The sequence below is a fragment of the Ahrensia sp. 13_GOM-1096m genome (assembly GCF_000620605.1).
Taxonomy (GTDB): Bacteria; Pseudomonadota; Alphaproteobacteria; order Rhizobiales; family Rhizobiaceae; genus Ahrensia; species Ahrensia kielensis.
In genome coordinates this window covers 442,666-458,143 of record NZ_JIAX01000009.1, presented here as the reverse complement: position 1 = coordinate 458,143, position 15,478 = coordinate 442,666, and the positions used below count along the sequence as shown (strand labels likewise).

Below are 15,478 nucleotides of genomic sequence, written 5' to 3'. Positions count from 1 at the left end.
CCCCGACAAATCTGGTCAAGGGCAAGGTTGCACATGGGGCATTTCTCAGTGACAATCCTGACCTCTACCGGGTCAGATCTGAGTGACATTCAACACAGATCGTATAACGACATTCCCGACACTGCTTGAGCTATGTTGCGCGACACGATTGTTAATTCGTCAGGCGCTGAGCGATCCTTCTTTGAGCCAAACATTAGATGGGCTTGATCTTCATGGCTTCGTCGATGCGATGGAAAAACGTGCGCAATATTTAGCAAATGGCGTTTTCTTTCCAGAAGTTGCGATGCATTTCCGCAATCCTGAACGCATTACCGGAAGCTTTTTCATCCGCCACCATGGGTTCAGAGTGCGGATTGATGACGTAGAACATTATCTGTCAGGACTGATTGCCTATAGAGCTTACCTTGATGAGCGTGACGCCTTCGCTGAACTCATTAATACGCATAATAAGGCTGCTGAATTGCAGGCATAAGCAAGATGCGGGGAAGGGAACCCCGCACTTTAATCTATCCGCAGACACATCATACAGGCTCTGCACATTACAAAGTGATTTCATCTTATTTCATGGGTTGAATGTTTCATTTTATGAATTATATAGGCGGCGCAACTTATAGTGAAAATGAATTTGGCCATGTCGGACGAGAGCAATACAGATACAGCGCGCGGTGAAATGATTCTCAGCGTCGCAACCCTTTATTGGTCGCTGGATGAACGTTTAGATGGCGGTTGTCCTGAACTGTCTAAACTAGAGCGTATGTTTCTGGTGAAGCTTTCCAAGCCACTGCGTATTGGCGACATGGCAAAAAATCTTCAGGTCCTTCCTTCAACTTTAACGGCATTAGCTGACGATCTTGAAAAGCGTGGCTTTATAGAGCGTCACCGTGATCCTGATGATCGCCGTGCATGGTTATTAGAGTTGACGAAGCTCGGTCATAAGACGCGGGCTGAATTGCTTGATCGGGTCGAGACAGCGCTTCGAGAAGCAACTGGCTTGCCTGAAGAAGATCTTAAAATTTTTGGAGAATTATTGCTCCGAGTCCGCAACCACATCATGGCCGAAGGCCGACCTAAAGGATTACCCTTTTGAAAATTTTATCAACCTTTGCATTACTCCTTGCTATTACGACGCTGCCTGTGTCCGCACAGGCACAAGAACCCTCAGGACGGCCTGTTAAACTCATCAGCGTTTCGCAGCCTGAGCAAGGCCGCACACGTGAATTTTACGGGCAGGTTGTGGCGCTTCAAACCGTTGATCTTGCTTTTCAAACGGCAGGTCAATTGGTCGAGTTTTCCATTCTTGAAGGGCAAACCATTTCAGCTGGAGAGCTTGTCGCACGGCTCGACCCAGAGCCATTGGAGTTGGCGCTAGAACAAGCGCGCCTTCGCGATGTGCAAGCAAAGCGCGACCTTGATAGATTGAAACGACTTAGCCGTTCAACGGTGAGCCAAGCCACACAGGATGATGCGACCACTGCTGCGGGCCTCGCGGCTGTCGCGCTAAAAGATGCAGAACGAGCATTGTCGAAAGCGACGTTAAACGCACCTTTTGATGCTTTGGTCGCCGAACGGCTTGTTGCTAATTATACCACCGTTGCTGCTGGAACGCCGGTTGTGCGGCTGCATGATATGTCAGAGTTGCGTGTTGAAGTGGAAGTGCCTGAAATTTTGTTCCAGCGTAGCGGCAATGATAAGGACTTGGAAATTCATGCAAGTTTTCCAGGCAACTCAACAACATATCCGCTTAAACTTCGCGAATTTGCAACCGACGCAACCGCTGTTGGTCAAAGCTTCAAAATAACGCTCTCTTTCGATACTGAAAATACGCCGAAAGTAATGCCGGGTTCATCGGTCACGGTCTCGGCTCGCGAGAAGCGTAAGGGGACTAGCCTTGCTGTGCCAACCGCTGCCCTTGTGTCTGCGCCGGATGGTTCTGTTTCAGTTATGGTCTTTGAAGAAACGGAAGCTGGCGCGCGCGTCGTTGCGCGTGCCGTAGAGATTGAAGTTGCTGATGATGGAAAATTCCTTGTCACAGCCGGATTATCAGAAGGCGAAGAAATCGTTGCTGCTGGTGCGAGCATGTTGGATGACGGGCAAGCGGTTCGCCGTTTCACCGGCTTTCCGAATTAAGGAATACGAGTATGAACATCGCGCGCGCATCAATAGAAAAACCGATCCTTACATGGCTCGTTATCCTTGGCTGTTTGTTTGGGGGGCTTTGGGGATTTGCATCACTGGGTCGTCTTGAAGATCCGGCCTTCACCATTAAACAAGCCGTAATTTCAACGAGTTACCCCGGCGCATCGGCTGAACAAGTCGCGCGTGAAGTTTCTGAGCCGCTTGAATCAGCAATTCAGAAGATGGGCGAGGTTAAAACGATAAAATCGGTCAATCAACCGAGCAGTTCGATTATCGAAGTCGAGGTGAAATCGATTTATGATGGTGAGGAACTACCCGGTATATGGACCAAGCTAAGAGCTAAAGTGAGCGATGCTGCCCGAGATTTGCCATCTGGCGTTGGTGAGCCGCGTGTCAATGATGGTTTTGGTGATGTTTTCGGGCTTTATTATGCTGTCACAGCGCCCGGATATTCAGATGCCGAAATTTACCGCCTCGCAACATGGTTGCGGCGTGAATTGCTGGCCGTCGAAGGTGTCGCGGACGTTGATCTGGCTGGCTTGCCGCAAGAGGCGATTTTTATTGAGCCTGACCTCGCACTTTTGTCGACAAAAAACGTGCCGCCACAGGCTGTGGTTGGCGCGGTTGCGCAAGCCGATTCTGTAGCACCGGCAGGGTCTGTTGACGAAGACGGACATCGCACGCTGATTGAAGCGCCAGATGGTTCTGGCACTGTGTCTGAAATCTCAGGCCTATCGATCGGTGTTGGCGGAGATATTCTCAATCTTTATGATGTCGCGCAGGTTCACCGTGGCCGCGTTGAGCAACCCTCAATGATTTTGCGCCATAATGGCCAAGAAGCCTTTAGTTTCGGCGTAGCAGGTCTTTCGACCGAAAATATTGTCGAAGTCGGCCACCGTGTCGATGCAAGGCTGAACGTTCTTTTTGATGAAATTCCGGCGGGCGTTGAGCTAAGACCAATCTATCAGCAACATGTTGTTGTTGAGGAAGCATCGAACGCATTTCTTATCAATCTAGCCATGTCTGTGGCTATCGTGGTTGCTGTACTTGCACTGTTTATGGGGTGGCGCGCATCAATTGTTGTTGGCGCAACATTGCTGCTAACCGTGGTTGGCACGCTATTCTTCATGGCGGTCTTTGCTATTGAAATGGAGCGCATATCGCTGGGCGCACTTATCATTGCCATGGGCATGTTGGTCGACAATGCGATTGTTGTTGCCGAAGGCATGCAAATTGCCATGCTGGGCGGCCAGTCCTCCAAGCAAGCGGCCGATGAAACGGCTGGAAAGACACAGATTCCACTGCTCGGCGCGACGGTAATTGGTATCATGGCCTTTGCCGGTATTGGCCTTAGCCCTGATGCAACGGGTGAATTCATGTTCTCGCTGTTTGCTGTCATTGGCATTTCACTCTTATTGAGCTGGGTGTTGGCAATCACAGTGACACCGCTTTTGGGGCACTATCTATTCAAGCGCGGCACGGCAGGAGGCGCGGGGGCTTATGATGGTCCACTCTTTCGTGCCTATGCTACGACGTTGCACGCTGCAATCAAAGCGCGTTGGCTTGTGGTTGTTGGATTGATCGGCATTACCGTTGTCTGTTTTGCAGGCTTTGGTCAGATCAAGCAGCAGTTTTTCCCTAACTCCAACACACCGCTGTTCTTTGTGCATTATAAATTGCCTCAAGGCAGCACGGTACACGAGACGTCACGCGATTTGGCTGTCATTGAAAAGTGGTTAGCGCAGCGAGATGAGGTGGTCTCCTACACCACTTATGCGGGCCAAGGTGCGACCCGTTTCATGCTGACCTATTCGGCTGAAAAGCCCAATCCTAGTTATGGGCATATGATCATTCGCACCCATGACATTACTACAATTCCAGCTCTAAGCGCTGATTTGGAACATTTTGGCCGCGAGAACTTGCCTCAGGGTGAATTCCGCACGCGCAGACTTGTCTTTGGCCCAGGCGGCGGAGATCCTATTGAAGTCCGTGTATCTGGCTCAGATCCGGCAATATTGCGTGATTTAGGTCAACAGGTGATCGAGGTCATGGAAGCCACATCACCTGATATTTTGGATGCCCGTACGAATTGGCGTGAGCCAGAACTTGTGGTGCGCCCAATCTATGCGACCGATCGTGCGCAAAGTGCAGGCATTAGCCGCGACGATGTTGCGGGCGCTCTTCGCTTTGCAACCAAAGGTACTGAAGGCGGCGTTTACCGCGAGGGGGAAAGGTTGATCCCAATCACTGTAAGACTGCCGCGCGAAGCAAACAGCCATTTGCGAGATCAACCTGTTTGGTCTGAAACTGGCAAGCATTTTCTACCCATCGAACAAGTAATCGATGGTTTGGGATATGAAGTGCAAAATACGCTCGTGCATCGCCGCGACCGTGTGGAAACGCTCACGGTTGGCGCAGATATTCCCACTGAACGCACAGCAGCAGAAGTGTTTGCCACCATCCGTTCGGCGGTTGAAGCGATTGATGTGCCTGCCGGCTATTCACTCGAATGGGGCGGCGAATATGAAAGCTCAACCGATGCGCAACAAAGTCTTGGCAAGCAATTGCCGCTCAGCCTTTTGATTATGGTGCTCATATCGGTTCTATTGTTTAACGCCATCAAACAGCCCGTTATCATTTGGTTGTTGGTGCCTATGTCAGTAAACGGCGTTGCCTTGGGTCTCTTGGGCACTGGTTTGCCATTCACCTTTACGGCACTTCTCGGGCTTCTATCATTGTCAGGCATGCTTATTAAAAATGGTATCGTCTTGGTGGAAGAGATCGATCTTGTGAGGGCAGAAGGCGTGGAACTGCGTGAAGCAATTGTCACGGCTTGTGTCTCGCGTTTGCGGCCTGTTGTTCTGGCGGCAGCGACGACAATCCTAGGCATGTTGCCACTTCTCAGTGACGCATTCTTTGTGTCGATGGCGGTAACAATTATGGGCGGACTTGCTTTTGCCAGCGTGTTGACGCTGATTGCAGCGCCAGTCTTCTATTATCTGTTCTTCGCACGGTCTGAGGCGAGGAAAATAGCCAAGGCGAATATGAACGAGGACGCAGTACCGGCTTGATGAAAGCTAGACTTTGAAAGTGACGCGAAGCAATTTGATTGTTGTCGCTTTCTTTGAGGGTTTCATCTGCATCATTATTTCAATGTGAAGTTGGCTCTAAAAACTGCGCCATCTTAATATAAAAAAATCGCACCGCTCAATTTAAGCGGTGCGATTAGTAATTCACAATGATGTAAGTTTAGCCAAGTGTTGGCATTTTAAACTCGGCATCAAGTGTTTTTGGCCAGCGCAATGTCGTTGTTTTGATGCGTGTGTAGAACCGCACGCCTTCTGCGCCATGCATCGCATGATCGCCGAAAATTGACGCTTTCCAACCACCAAATGAGTGGAATGCCATTGGTACTGGAATAGGTACATTGATACCAACCATACCGACCTCAATGTTCTGTGCGAAGTTACGAGCAGCTTCACCATCACGTGTGAAGATCGAAGTGCCGTTTGCATATTCGTGACCATGAATAAGATCGACCGCGTCTGCAAAAGTATCTTTGCGCACAACTGAAAGAACAGGACCGAAGATTTCATCGCGGTAGACAGACATGTCGCTTGTTACATTATCAAGCAGTGTGCCGCCGACATAGTAGCCGTCTTCATAGCCTTGTTTCGTTTGTTTGAAACCGCGTCCGTCAACAACAAGGTTTGCACCTTCAGCTTCGCCCGCATCAATATAAGATAGAACCTTTTCTTGATGTTGTTTTGTGACAAGCGGGCCCATTTCGCTTTCTGAATCAAGGCCAGGGCCAACTTGCAACGCTTCAACTTTTGGCTTGAGCGCAGCAACGATCCTGTCGCCTGTGCCTTCACCAACGGGAACGATGACCGAGATTGCCATGCAGCGTTCGCCAGCAGAACCATAGGCTGCGCCCATGATCGCATTTGCGGCCATATCCATATCGGCGTCAGGCATAATGATTGCGTGGTTCTTTGCACCGCCAAGCGCTTGTACCCGTTTGCCGTTTGTGATGCCCGTGATGTAGATATATTTCGCAATTGGCGTTGAACCAACAAATGAAATCGCTTTCACATCAGGATGCGCAAGGATCGCGTCCACAACCTCTTTGTCGCCTTGAACAACGTTGAATACGCCGTCTGGAAGACCAGCTTCTGACAGCCATTGTGCCATCAATAATGACGCAGAAGGATCGCGTTCTGATGGCTTCAAGATGAATGTGTTGCCGCAAGCAAGTGCAACGGGGAACATCCACATTGGCACCATTGCCGGAAAGTTAAACGGTGTAATGCCAGCCACGACGCCGAGTGCTTGGCGTGCGTTATAGCTATCAACGCCAGAGCCGACATTTTCAGAAAAGTCGCCTTTTAGAAGTGTCGGCGCAGCGGTCGCATATTCAACGACTTCTAGTCCGCGTGTGACTTCGCCTTTAGCATCGTCAAATGTCTTGCCGTGTTCCAATGTAATGGCTTCTGCCATTTCATCCATGCGTTCCCAAAGAATGTTTTTGAACTTGTCGAGAATACGTGCACGGCGTAGCGCTGGCATTTTTGACCAAGCTGGGAATTCACGTTTTGCCGCTGCAACTGCTGTGTCGATGTCCTGCGGTGTGCCAAGTGTTACATGTGAGCCAACTTGGCCTGTTGCTGGGTTGAACACAGGTTGCGTGCGTTCTGAGTTACCAGCATAGGGTTTTCCGTCAGTATAATGCGAAATCGTTTTCATGGGTAATTCTCCTTTGAACTTGTTATTGCATGTAGAAAATTTCATTGAAATTTGATAATAATCAAACTCGTTATGCAAAAACGCATAAGAGGTGGCGCATGAACTGGGATGATGGACGGTTATTTCTGGCAATTGCCAGAGCAGGGCAAATGCTTGCCGCGTCAAAAGCGCTTGGCATCAATCAGGCCACTTTGAGCCGCCGTATGGCTAGCTTTGAGAAATCGCTGGGGGTTAGTCTTTTGATCCGGCGCACGAATGGCTGCCAATTGACCCATGAAGGCGAGAAGCTTTTGCGCTCGCTGGAAATCATTGAGGCGGGCTATCTGCAAGCTCAAGCAGATTTAAAAGTGGATTCGCCGCAAATATCGGGCACATTACGCATTGGAACGCCTGATGGTTTTGGTGTGTCATTTCTCGCGCCGCGCATTTATGGCTTGATCCGCGAACATCCACAATTGAACGTGCAGCTTGTTCCAGTACCGCGCATGTTTTCGCTTTCGCAGCGTGAAGCCGATATTGCAATCGTTATCGGGCAGCCCAAAACTGGCCGATTGATTGCGCAAAAACTAACGGACTATTCCCTTAGCCTTTATGCAAGCAAAGATTACTTGAATGAATTTGCACGACCTGAAAGTGCCGCTGATTTATTAGATCACCGCTTGATCGGCTATGTGGCTGATTTGGTTTATTCGCCCGAACTGGCATTTGAAAATGAATTTTCAAGCAAGTGGAAATCATCTTTGGAAATATCCAGCGCCACAGGGCAGATGGAGGCTGTAAGGGCAGGGGCAGGCATTGGTATTTTGCACGATTATCTGGCGGCCTGCGATACGGATTTGGTGCCAGTCTTGCCAGCACTGCGCGTGACGCGCTCCTATTGGATGGCGCACCACGAAGATTTGCATGGTATCGCGCGTATTAAAGCGGGGACTACATTTCTAAGAAATGCGATTGAGCAAAGCTCAATACCATTTGAGCGTCCCAAGCTTTAAAATAGGCGCGAAATCTGAACAGGCCGCCACCTAAGGTGACGGGCTAATCATCTTTTCAGGCTTTACCAAAGTGTCGAATTCTTCCTGGGTAACGTAGCCCAGCCGCACGGCCTCTTCTTTTAGGGTGGTGCCATTCTTGTGCGCACTCTTTGCGACTTCCGTGGCTTTGTCATAACCAATTTGCGGCGCGAGTGCAGTGACAAGCATTAAAGAGCGCTGCATGAGATTTTCAATGTTCTCACGGTTTGGCTCAATGCCAATGACGCAGCGATCGGTGAAGCTGCGTGATGCATCGGCAAGCAGCGCAATAGATTGCAGCATGGTGTTGGCCATGAGCGGTTTATAAACATTAAGCTCAAAATGTCCCTGACTGCCAGCAAAAGACATCGTCGCGTTGTTGCCATGAACTTGCACGCAAACCATCGTTAATGCTTCGCACTGCGTGGGGTTTACCTTGCCGGGCATGATTGACGAACCGGGCTCATTTTCTGGCAAGGATAATTCACCCAGACCTGAACGCGGACCGGACCCTAAAAAACGAATATCATTGGCGATTTTAAACAAGGACATGGCAACGCTGTTGAGTGCGCCATGGGTGAAAACATAGGCATCATGCGCCGCCAATGCTTCAAATTTGTTGGGTGCTGTTATAAACGGCAAGTCGGTGATAGTCGCGACTTCCATAGCAAATGCTTCTGCAAAGCCTTCGGTTGTATTAAGGCCAGTGCCAACAGCGGTGCCACCTTGTGCGAGTTCATAAAGGCCGCCCATCGTTTGCTCTATGCGCTTAATGCCAGCTTTGACCTGCGCTGCATAACCGCCAAACTCTTGGCCAAGCGTCAACGGCGTTGCATCCTGCGTATGTGTGCGGCCAATCTTCACGATGTCAGACCACTCTTGCGCTTTTATCTCCAGCGCTGAATGCAGGTGTGAAAGTGCAGGAATGAGCGCAGCGTTGATCTCGCGCGCAGCGGCTATGTGCATCGCTGTCGGAAAAGTATCGTTAGAAGATTGGCTCATATTACAATGATCGTTGGGATGAACCGGATCTTTGGAGCCAATTTTGCCGCCAAGAATCTCAATGGCGCGGTTTGCAATCACCTCATTGGCATTCATATTTGTTTGCGTGCCAGAACCGGTCTGCCAGACAACCAGCGGAAAATGATCATCAAGCACACCGTCGATAACTTCGCTTGATGCTTCTACAATCGCATTGGCAATCTCTGGCTTTAGCTTGCCTTGCGCGGTGTTAACGCGGGCTGCTGCCTGTTTGATAATGCCAAGAGCATGAATGATCGGGCGGGGCATTTTTTCCGTGCCAATAGGAAAATTGCGCAAGGAGCGGGCCGTTTGCGCACCGTAATATTTGTAATGGGGGATTTCTAAGGAGCCGAAAGAATCTGTTTCGGTGCGGGTTTCTTTCTGCATGATGATCTCCTTTGTAGTCACAGGCATCATCCTAACAGAAGCAATGTGGCAGATAAGAGATTTTTTCGTTGGCAAAATGCATGAAAAAGAAAACCTTGCCCCATAAGGGCAAGGTCAGTGTTTGCTCGCAGCGCTTTACGGCGCCTGCCTATATTATACTTGTCGCACAGCGCCTTTAGCAGCAGATGTCGTCAAAGCGGCGTAAGCTTTAAGCGCTGTCGTGATTTTGCGCTTGCGTGGCTTAACGGGTTTCCAGCCTTCTTTTTCACGCGCAATGCGTCTTTCAGCAAGAATAGCATCATCAACCGCAAGATTGATTGTCCGGTTCGGAATATCAATTTCAATCAGATCGCCCTGTTCGACAAGTCCAATCAATCCGCCTTCGGCAGCTTCTGGAGAAACATGGCCAATAGACAAGCCTGATGAGCCACCAGAGAAGCGACCATCGGTGACGAGCGCACAGGCTTTTCCAAGACCTTTTGATTTAAGATATGATGTTGGATACAGCATTTCCTGCATGCCGGGGCCGCCGCGCGGTCCCTCATAACGGATCAGCACAACTTCACCTTCTTTGACTTTACCAGTCAAAATGGCTGAAACGGAATCATCTTGGCTTTCAAAAATGTGAGCAGGGCCAGAGAATTTTAGGATTGAATCATCAACACCGGCTGTTTTGACGATACAGCCTTCTTCGGCCAAATTACCAAATAGAACGGCAAGGCCGCCATCTTGTGAAAACGCATGTTCAGCATTGCGGATAACGCCGCCTTCGCGGTCTGTATCAAGCTCTGTGTAACGCCGAGACTGTGAGAAGGCAGTTTGGGTCGGTATACCGCCCGGCGCAGCACGGAAAAACTCATCAACGCGTTTGTCTTTGTTGCGCGTAACATCCCATTTTTCAATTGCTTCACCTAAGTTGGCGGAGTGAATAGATCCCACCGTAGTGTCAAGCAGTCCTGCACGTTCAAGCTCGCCCAGAATTGACATGATACCACCAGCGCGGTGCACGTCTTCCATGTGAACATCAGCCTTTGCCGGTGCAACTTTACAAAGAACCGGAACCTTGCGCGATAGGGCATCAATATCCGACATTTTGAAATCGATTTCGCCTTCATGGGCCGCCGCAAGTAGGTGAAGCACAGTGTTGGTCGAACCGCCCATTGCGATATCAAGCGTCATCGCATTTTGAAAAGCTTCAAATGTTGCAATGTTTCTTGGAAGAACTTGCTCTTCGTCTTTTTCATAATAACGCCGTGCGAGGTCGACCACGAGGCGTCCAGCTTCTAAAAACAGCTGTTCGCGGTCCGCGTGCGTTGCCAATGTGGAGCCATTGCCTGGTAGTGACAGGCCAAGTGCTTCTGTCAGGCAGTTCATCGAGTTGGCTGTAAACATGCCAGAGCAAGAACCACATGTCGGGCAGGCCGAACGCTCGATCTTATCAAGATCTTCCTGCGAAACATTGTCGTCGGCTGCAGCAACCATAGCGTCAACCAAATCAAGCGAATGTTCGCCGTCGCCAAGCACAACTTTACCAGCTTCCATTGGGCCGCCAGAAACAAACACAACGGGGATGTTAAGGCGCAATGCTGCCATCAACATGCCCGGCGTGATCTTGTCACAGTTGGAAATACAAACCATGGCATCAGCGCAATGGCCATTGACCATATATTCGATAGAGTCGGCAATGATTTCGCGTGAAGGCAGCGAATAAAGCATGCCGTCATGTCCCATGGCGATTCCATCATCAACAGCAATCGTGTTGAACTCTTTGGCAACGCCGCCAGCTTTTTCCACTTCGCGGGCGACCAACTGGCCAAGGTCTTTCAGATGAACGTGCCCAGGCACGAATTGAGTGAAAGAGTTACAGATTGCAATGATTGGTTTGCCGAAATCATCATCGCCCATGCCTGTTGCGCGCCATAGAGCACGCGCCCCAGCCATATTGCGGCCATGCGTCGAGGTTCTGGATTTGTAAGCGGGCATTTTAAATCTCCTTATTGCAAACACAAAAACCACAAGGCAAAGGCCAGCGCAAGACAGCTTTTGCTCACAAGTGTTCGCTTTGTTGCAAGTCAGGATGCGGCATTGTTTCCAATGCCGCTTTGATCATTATCCCATGCGTTCAGATGCATATGCGCCCGGGCTTGCAGGGAACACAATAACACGGTTTCCAGTTAAACATGTACGTTGTTGTACATGAGCATGGATCGCGCGTGAAAGCACCTGACATTCAACATCGCGCCCAATGGCAACATAATCCGGCGCACTTTGCGCATGTGTTACGCGCGCAGTGTCCTGTTCAATAATCGGACCTTCATCCAGATCAGCTGTTACATAATGCGCTGTTGCGCCAATCAGCTTCACGCCGCGTTGGAAAGCCTGCTTATAGGGATTAGCACCTTTAAAGCTTGGCAAAAAGGAGTGGTGAATGTTGATAATTCTACCAGACATCTTTTGGCAAAGCGTATCGGAAAGCACCTGCATATAGCGCGCAAGAACGATGAGTTCAGCGCCCGTGCTCTCAACAAGGTCCATCAGCTCGTCTTCAGCAGCTTTCTTGTCGCCATCTTTGATGGAGATGTGATGAAACGGCAGATCATTATCCATTACGAGCTTTTCATAGTCGCGATGGTTGGAAACGACGGCAACAATGTCAATCGGTAGAGCGCCAATGCGCCAGCGATATAAAATATCATTCAAGCAATGCCCAAAGCGCGAAACCATAATGACGGTTTTGACTTTGTTTGCAGGATCGAAGAACTCAAATTCCATGCCGTGTTCGTCGGCAACGGCTTTAAAAGCCTCTTCGAGCTTTTCAAGCGTCGCTCCGGTTTCAGGAATAAATGATGTACGCATGAAAAAGGCTTTCGTCGAAAGATCGTCGAATTGCGAACTATCAACAATGTTGCAGCCCATATCTGCTAAAAAACTAGCAGTAGCACTCACGATTCCGCGCTTGCTTTCACAGCGAACAGTTAAAATTAGATTTTTCATTAAAGGTCATCCTGAGTCTGGCGTTATGCAGCGCGGTGGTTGTCTTATTTAGAAATCGGTTATCGTTGTTTACTTCCTGCAAAAGCAAATTCAAGATTCTTATGAATTTATTGGTCTTAATGTTTGAGCAAAAACTAAACGAACGATAGGGCCATTTTCTCAAACTATTGGTGTGCAGATTTCGTAATCCAAGCATGCTCGATTACGTCATGTGCTGGCCATAAAACGCATTTTGTACAGATGTTATTGAGGCGTGTTCAGTGCGGCACCAATTTAATCGCTATGATGTCAGCCGGTGCCGCAGTGATTTAATCTTTAGTCATTGTACAAATGACAAGCGACCTTACGGCTGTCTGGGCCGACCAGCAGCGGTGTTTTGCCTGCGCAAGGATCAAAAACTTTCGGACAGCGCGGATGAAAAGCGCAGCCTGTTGGCGGGTTGATCGGTGAGGGTAGCTCGCCTTTCAGCACCTCACGTGTTTTCTCGCGCGTTGGATCAGGAATTGGGGTGGCTGACAAAAGCGCCCGTGTGTAGGGGTGACGCGGATCAGAAAACAATTCCTCGCGTGATGCTTTTTCCACTGGCTTGCCCAGATACATAACCATCACATCGTCTGCAATGTGCTTTACCACTGACAAATCATGCGAGATAAACAGATAGGCAAGGTTCAACTTTTCTTGCAGCTCGCTCAAAACGTTGAGCACTTGCGCCTGAATTGAGACATCCAATGCCGAAACCGGCTCATCAAGCACCAAGATTTCAGGATCAAGCATCAATGCGCGTGCAATCGCGATGCGCTGGCGTTGGCCGCCCGAAAACATATGCGGGTAGCGATCATAATGTTCAGGCCGCAAACCTACCGCTGCCATCATATCTTTTGCACGGTCGCGCTTCTCAGCTTTCGGCAAATCCGTGTTCATGGAGAGCGGCTCTGTTAGAGCGTCACCAATTTTTTGCCGTGGGTTGAGCGAACCATAAGGGTTCTGAAACACGATCTGAACTTTAGGGCGCAATGCTTTTCGAGCTTCGGCAGAAGCACCCGCAAGCTCGGTATCTTTGATTTGAAGTGAACCTTCTGTTGGTTCTTCAATCATTGTTACTAAGCGGGCTAAGGTGGATTTTCCGCAGCCGGATTCACCGACGACGGCCAGTGTTTTGTTGCGTTTTAATTCGAACGAAACACCATCAAGCGCTTTGACGACGTTTGGCGATTTAAACAGACCGCCGCCAACACTATAGTGCTTTTTCAAGTCGCGTGCGCGTAGAACAACATCACTCATCACGATACCTTTTGATTTTTAGTAGGTTCGCCATTGACCAATGGGTAATGACAAAGAGCGTGGCCGAGATCGGCACTTGCACGCTTTGGTTCAACGGTACGGCACAGATCAGTTGCAAATGCACAACGTGGTGAGAACAGGCAGCCTTTCGGGCGGTCAAACTGCCCCGGTACAACGCCGGGAATAGATGGCAAAAGCCGCGAGGTTGCTCGTTCCGGCAGCGCTGCAAGCAACGCCGATGTATAAGGATGGTGAGGTTCTGCAAACAATTTTTTCACCGGCTGCTCTTCAGCCTTTTGGCCAGCATATTGAACAACAACACGGTCTGCGGTTTCTGCAACAACGCCCATATCATGGGTGATAAGGACCAACCCCATATCGGTCTCGGATTGCAATGAAACCAGCAAGTCCAAAATTTGCGCTTGAATTGTTACATCAAGCGCTGTCGTTGGCTCATCGGCAATCAGAAGTTTGGGATTACACGAAATTGCCATTGCGATCATGACGCGTTGGCTCATACCGCCTGAAAGCTGGTGCGGGAATGCAGATAGCCGCTTTTCAGGGGCAGGAATACCGACGAGTTCAAGCAATTCGATTGAGCGTTTTTTGCGTTCTGAACGGTTCATGCCCATATGAATGCGTAACGACTCGGCGAGCTGAAACCCGACAGTGAAGCAGGGGTTGAGGCTCGACATAGGCTCTTGAAAGATCATAGCAATGTCTTTGCCAATAACCTTTTTACGCATGCGCGCACTCAAATTGAGCAGGTCGATACCGTTAAAGTCCAGTTTGTCAGCGGTTACTTTGGCAGTCCAGGGCAAAAGGCCCATGACCGCCATCATAGCAACGGATTTTCCGGAGCCGGATTCGCCAACAATTGCCAGAATGTCATTTGATTGTACTGACAACGACAATCTATCAACGGCACGGAATGTTCCACCAGATGTGGCAAATTCCACGCTTAGATTTTCTATTATAAGAAGTGCCATAATCAGGACCTCTTCAATTTTGGATCAAGTGCGTCGCGAAGACCGTCACCCATCAGGTTGATAGCAAGCACTGTCATAAGAATGGCAAGACCGGGCAGGGTTACAACCCACCATGCACGCAAGATAAATTCGCGCGATTCAGCAAGCATAGTACCCCATTCTGGCGTTGGCGGCTGTGCGCCCATGCCAAGAAAGCCCAGTGCCGCAGCATCAAGAATTGCTGTCGAGAATGACAACGCTGCCTGAACAATAAGCGGGGCCATACAGTTTGGCAAAATAGTGCGGAACATAAGTCTGATTGGGCCAACACCGGCTAGACGCGCCGCCGTTACATAATCTTTTTCACGTTCCCCAAGCACCGCTGCTCTGGTCAAGCGCACATAATGTGGCTGCTGAATGATCGCGATTGCAATGATCGCATTGGTCAGGCTTGGCCCTAATACGGCAACAAGAACAAGCGCCAGTAAGAGGCTTGGAAATGCGAGGATGATATCCATCAAGCGCATAACAAGTGTATCAAGTGCGCCGCCAACATAGCCAACGACAAGGCCCGTTGTAACGCCAACCGAAACCGCGCCGACAACAACAATTATGCCAACGAATAGCGAATAACGGCTACCGTGAATAAGCCGTGATAACATATCGCGGCCAACGGCATCTGTGCCGAGTAAAAACTGCCACGTTCCACCTTCTTGCCAAACAGGCGGCACAAGGAAGAATTCGCGATATTGTTGATTGGGTGCATGCGGCGCAATGAAATCTGCAAAAAGAGCAATAAAACAAATTGCCAAGAAGAAGCAGAGGCCAACTACGGCACCCTTGTTTTCTTTGAAATAAAACCAGAAGCTGGCCAACCCGGATTGATGGTTGTCGTCCAGCTCAGGATCTGTGGTTATAGCTTGATCTGTCATG

Annotated in this window: 12 protein-coding genes; 5 read left to right on the top strand and 7 right to left on the bottom strand. The window is 49.6% G+C overall.

Annotation, left to right across the window (positions count from 1 at the left end; translation table 11 throughout):
- Positions 1-82: 82 nt before the first annotated feature.
- The 4 genes from N530_RS0106195 (at position 83) to N530_RS0106180 (ending at position 5,207) form a co-directional block, all read left to right on the top strand.
- Entirely contained in the window at positions 83-472 is a 390-nt protein-coding gene (locus tag N530_RS0106195) for a hypothetical protein (protein ID WP_155851932.1), read from the top strand.
- A 147-nt stretch (positions 473-619) separates the two neighbouring features.
- The gene (locus tag N530_RS0106190; RefSeq protein WP_026479988.1) at positions 620-1,087 is read left to right on the top strand and encodes a MarR family winged helix-turn-helix transcriptional regulator; all 468 of its coding nucleotides are present in this window, start codon (positions 620-622) and stop codon (positions 1,085-1,087) included.
- Positions 1,084-2,127 carry an efflux RND transporter periplasmic adaptor subunit gene (locus N530_RS0106185; RefSeq protein ID WP_026479987.1) on the top strand — a complete coding sequence of 348 codons (1,044 nt, stop codon included), beginning with the start codon at positions 1,084-1,086 and terminating at the stop codon, positions 2,125-2,127. The genes N530_RS0106190 and N530_RS0106185 overlap by 4 nt, the downstream gene beginning before the upstream one ends.
- An 11-nt stretch (positions 2,128-2,138) precedes the next feature.
- Positions 2,139-5,207: an efflux RND transporter permease subunit gene (locus N530_RS0106180; protein ID WP_026479986.1), complete on the top strand. Its 3,069-nt coding sequence runs from the start codon at positions 2,139-2,141 to the stop codon at positions 5,205-5,207.
- 178 nt (positions 5,208-5,385) lie between these two features.
- Here N530_RS0106180 and N530_RS0106175 read toward each other — a convergent pair whose 3' ends face one another.
- Positions 5,386-6,882 (bottom strand): CoA-acylating methylmalonate-semialdehyde dehydrogenase, encoded by a 1,497-nt coding sequence (locus N530_RS0106175; protein WP_026479985.1) that lies wholly within the window; start codon positions 6,880-6,882, stop codon positions 5,386-5,388.
- Between the two features lie 98 nt (positions 6,883-6,980).
- Here N530_RS0106175 and N530_RS0106170 point away from each other — a divergent pair, with 98 nt between their 5' ends.
- Positions 6,981-7,874 (top strand): LysR family transcriptional regulator, encoded by an 894-nt coding sequence (locus N530_RS0106170; protein WP_026479984.1) that lies wholly within the window; start codon positions 6,981-6,983, stop codon positions 7,872-7,874.
- A 30-nt stretch (positions 7,875-7,904) separates the two neighbouring features.
- On the opposite strand, the gene fumC is transcribed toward N530_RS0106170, so the two are convergent.
- The 6 genes from fumC to N530_RS0106135 all read right to left on the bottom strand — a co-directional run bounded on the left by fumC (position 7,905) and on the right by N530_RS0106135 (position 15,477).
- Positions 7,905-9,302, bottom strand: coding sequence for a class II fumarate hydratase (gene fumC / locus N530_RS0106165; RefSeq protein WP_026479983.1), 1,398 nt, complete (start codon positions 9,300-9,302; stop codon positions 7,905-7,907).
- A 153-nt stretch (positions 9,303-9,455) separates the two neighbouring features.
- On the bottom strand, positions 9,456-11,285 hold the full coding sequence (gene ilvD / locus N530_RS0106155) for a dihydroxy-acid dehydratase (protein ID WP_026479982.1): 1,830 nt from the start codon (positions 11,283-11,285) through the stop codon (positions 9,456-9,458).
- A 126-nt stretch (positions 11,286-11,411) separates the two neighbouring features.
- Entirely contained in the window at positions 11,412-12,296 is an 885-nt protein-coding gene (gene purU, locus N530_RS0106150; RefSeq protein WP_026479981.1) for a formyltetrahydrofolate deformylase, read from the bottom strand.
- 315 nt (positions 12,297-12,611) lie between these two features.
- A complete protein-coding gene (locus N530_RS0106145) occupies positions 12,612-13,577 on the bottom strand; it encodes an ABC transporter ATP-binding protein (protein WP_026479980.1) in 966 nt (321 codons plus the stop codon).
- Entirely contained in the window at positions 13,577-14,566 is a 990-nt protein-coding gene (locus N530_RS0106140) for an ABC transporter ATP-binding protein (RefSeq protein ID WP_026479979.1), read from the bottom strand. The genes N530_RS0106145 and N530_RS0106140 overlap by 1 nt, the downstream gene beginning before the upstream one ends.
- Before the next feature lie 2 nt (positions 14,567-14,568).
- Positions 14,569-15,477 carry an ABC transporter permease subunit gene (locus N530_RS0106135; RefSeq protein WP_026479978.1) on the bottom strand — a complete coding sequence of 303 codons (909 nt, stop codon included), beginning with the start codon at positions 15,475-15,477 and terminating at the stop codon, positions 14,569-14,571.
- Position 15,478 lies beyond the last annotated feature (1 nt).

Coding starts and splice junctions, on each gene's coding strand:
- purU (WP_026479981.1), bottom strand. CDS start 12,296: ATGAAAAATCTAATTTTAACTGTTCGCTGTGAAAGCAAGCGCGGAATC.
- N530_RS0106145 (WP_026479980.1), bottom strand. CDS start 13,577: ATGAGTGATGTTGTTCTACGCGCACGCGACTTGAAAAAGCACTATAGT.
- N530_RS0106175 (WP_026479985.1), bottom strand. CDS start 6,882: ATGAAAACGATTTCGCATTATACTGACGGAAAACCCTATGCTGGTAAC.
- N530_RS0106135 (WP_026479978.1), bottom strand. CDS start 15,477: ATGACAGATCAAGCTATAACCACAGATCCTGAGCTGGACGACAACCAT.
- N530_RS0106180 (WP_026479986.1), top strand. CDS start 2,139: ATGAACATCGCGCGCGCATCAATAGAAAAACCGATCCTTACATGGCTC.
- N530_RS0106190 (WP_026479988.1), top strand. CDS start 620: ATGAATTTGGCCATGTCGGACGAGAGCAATACAGATACAGCGCGCGGT.
- N530_RS0106170 (WP_026479984.1), top strand. CDS start 6,981: ATGAACTGGGATGATGGACGGTTATTTCTGGCAATTGCCAGAGCAGGG.
- fumC (WP_026479983.1), bottom strand. CDS start 9,302: ATGCAGAAAGAAACCCGCACCGAAACAGATTCTTTCGGCTCCTTAGAA.
- ilvD (WP_026479982.1), bottom strand. CDS start 11,285: ATGCCCGCTTACAAATCCAGAACCTCGACGCATGGCCGCAATATGGCT.
- N530_RS0106140 (WP_026479979.1), bottom strand. CDS start 14,566: ATGGCACTTCTTATAATAGAAAATCTAAGCGTGGAATTTGCCACATCT.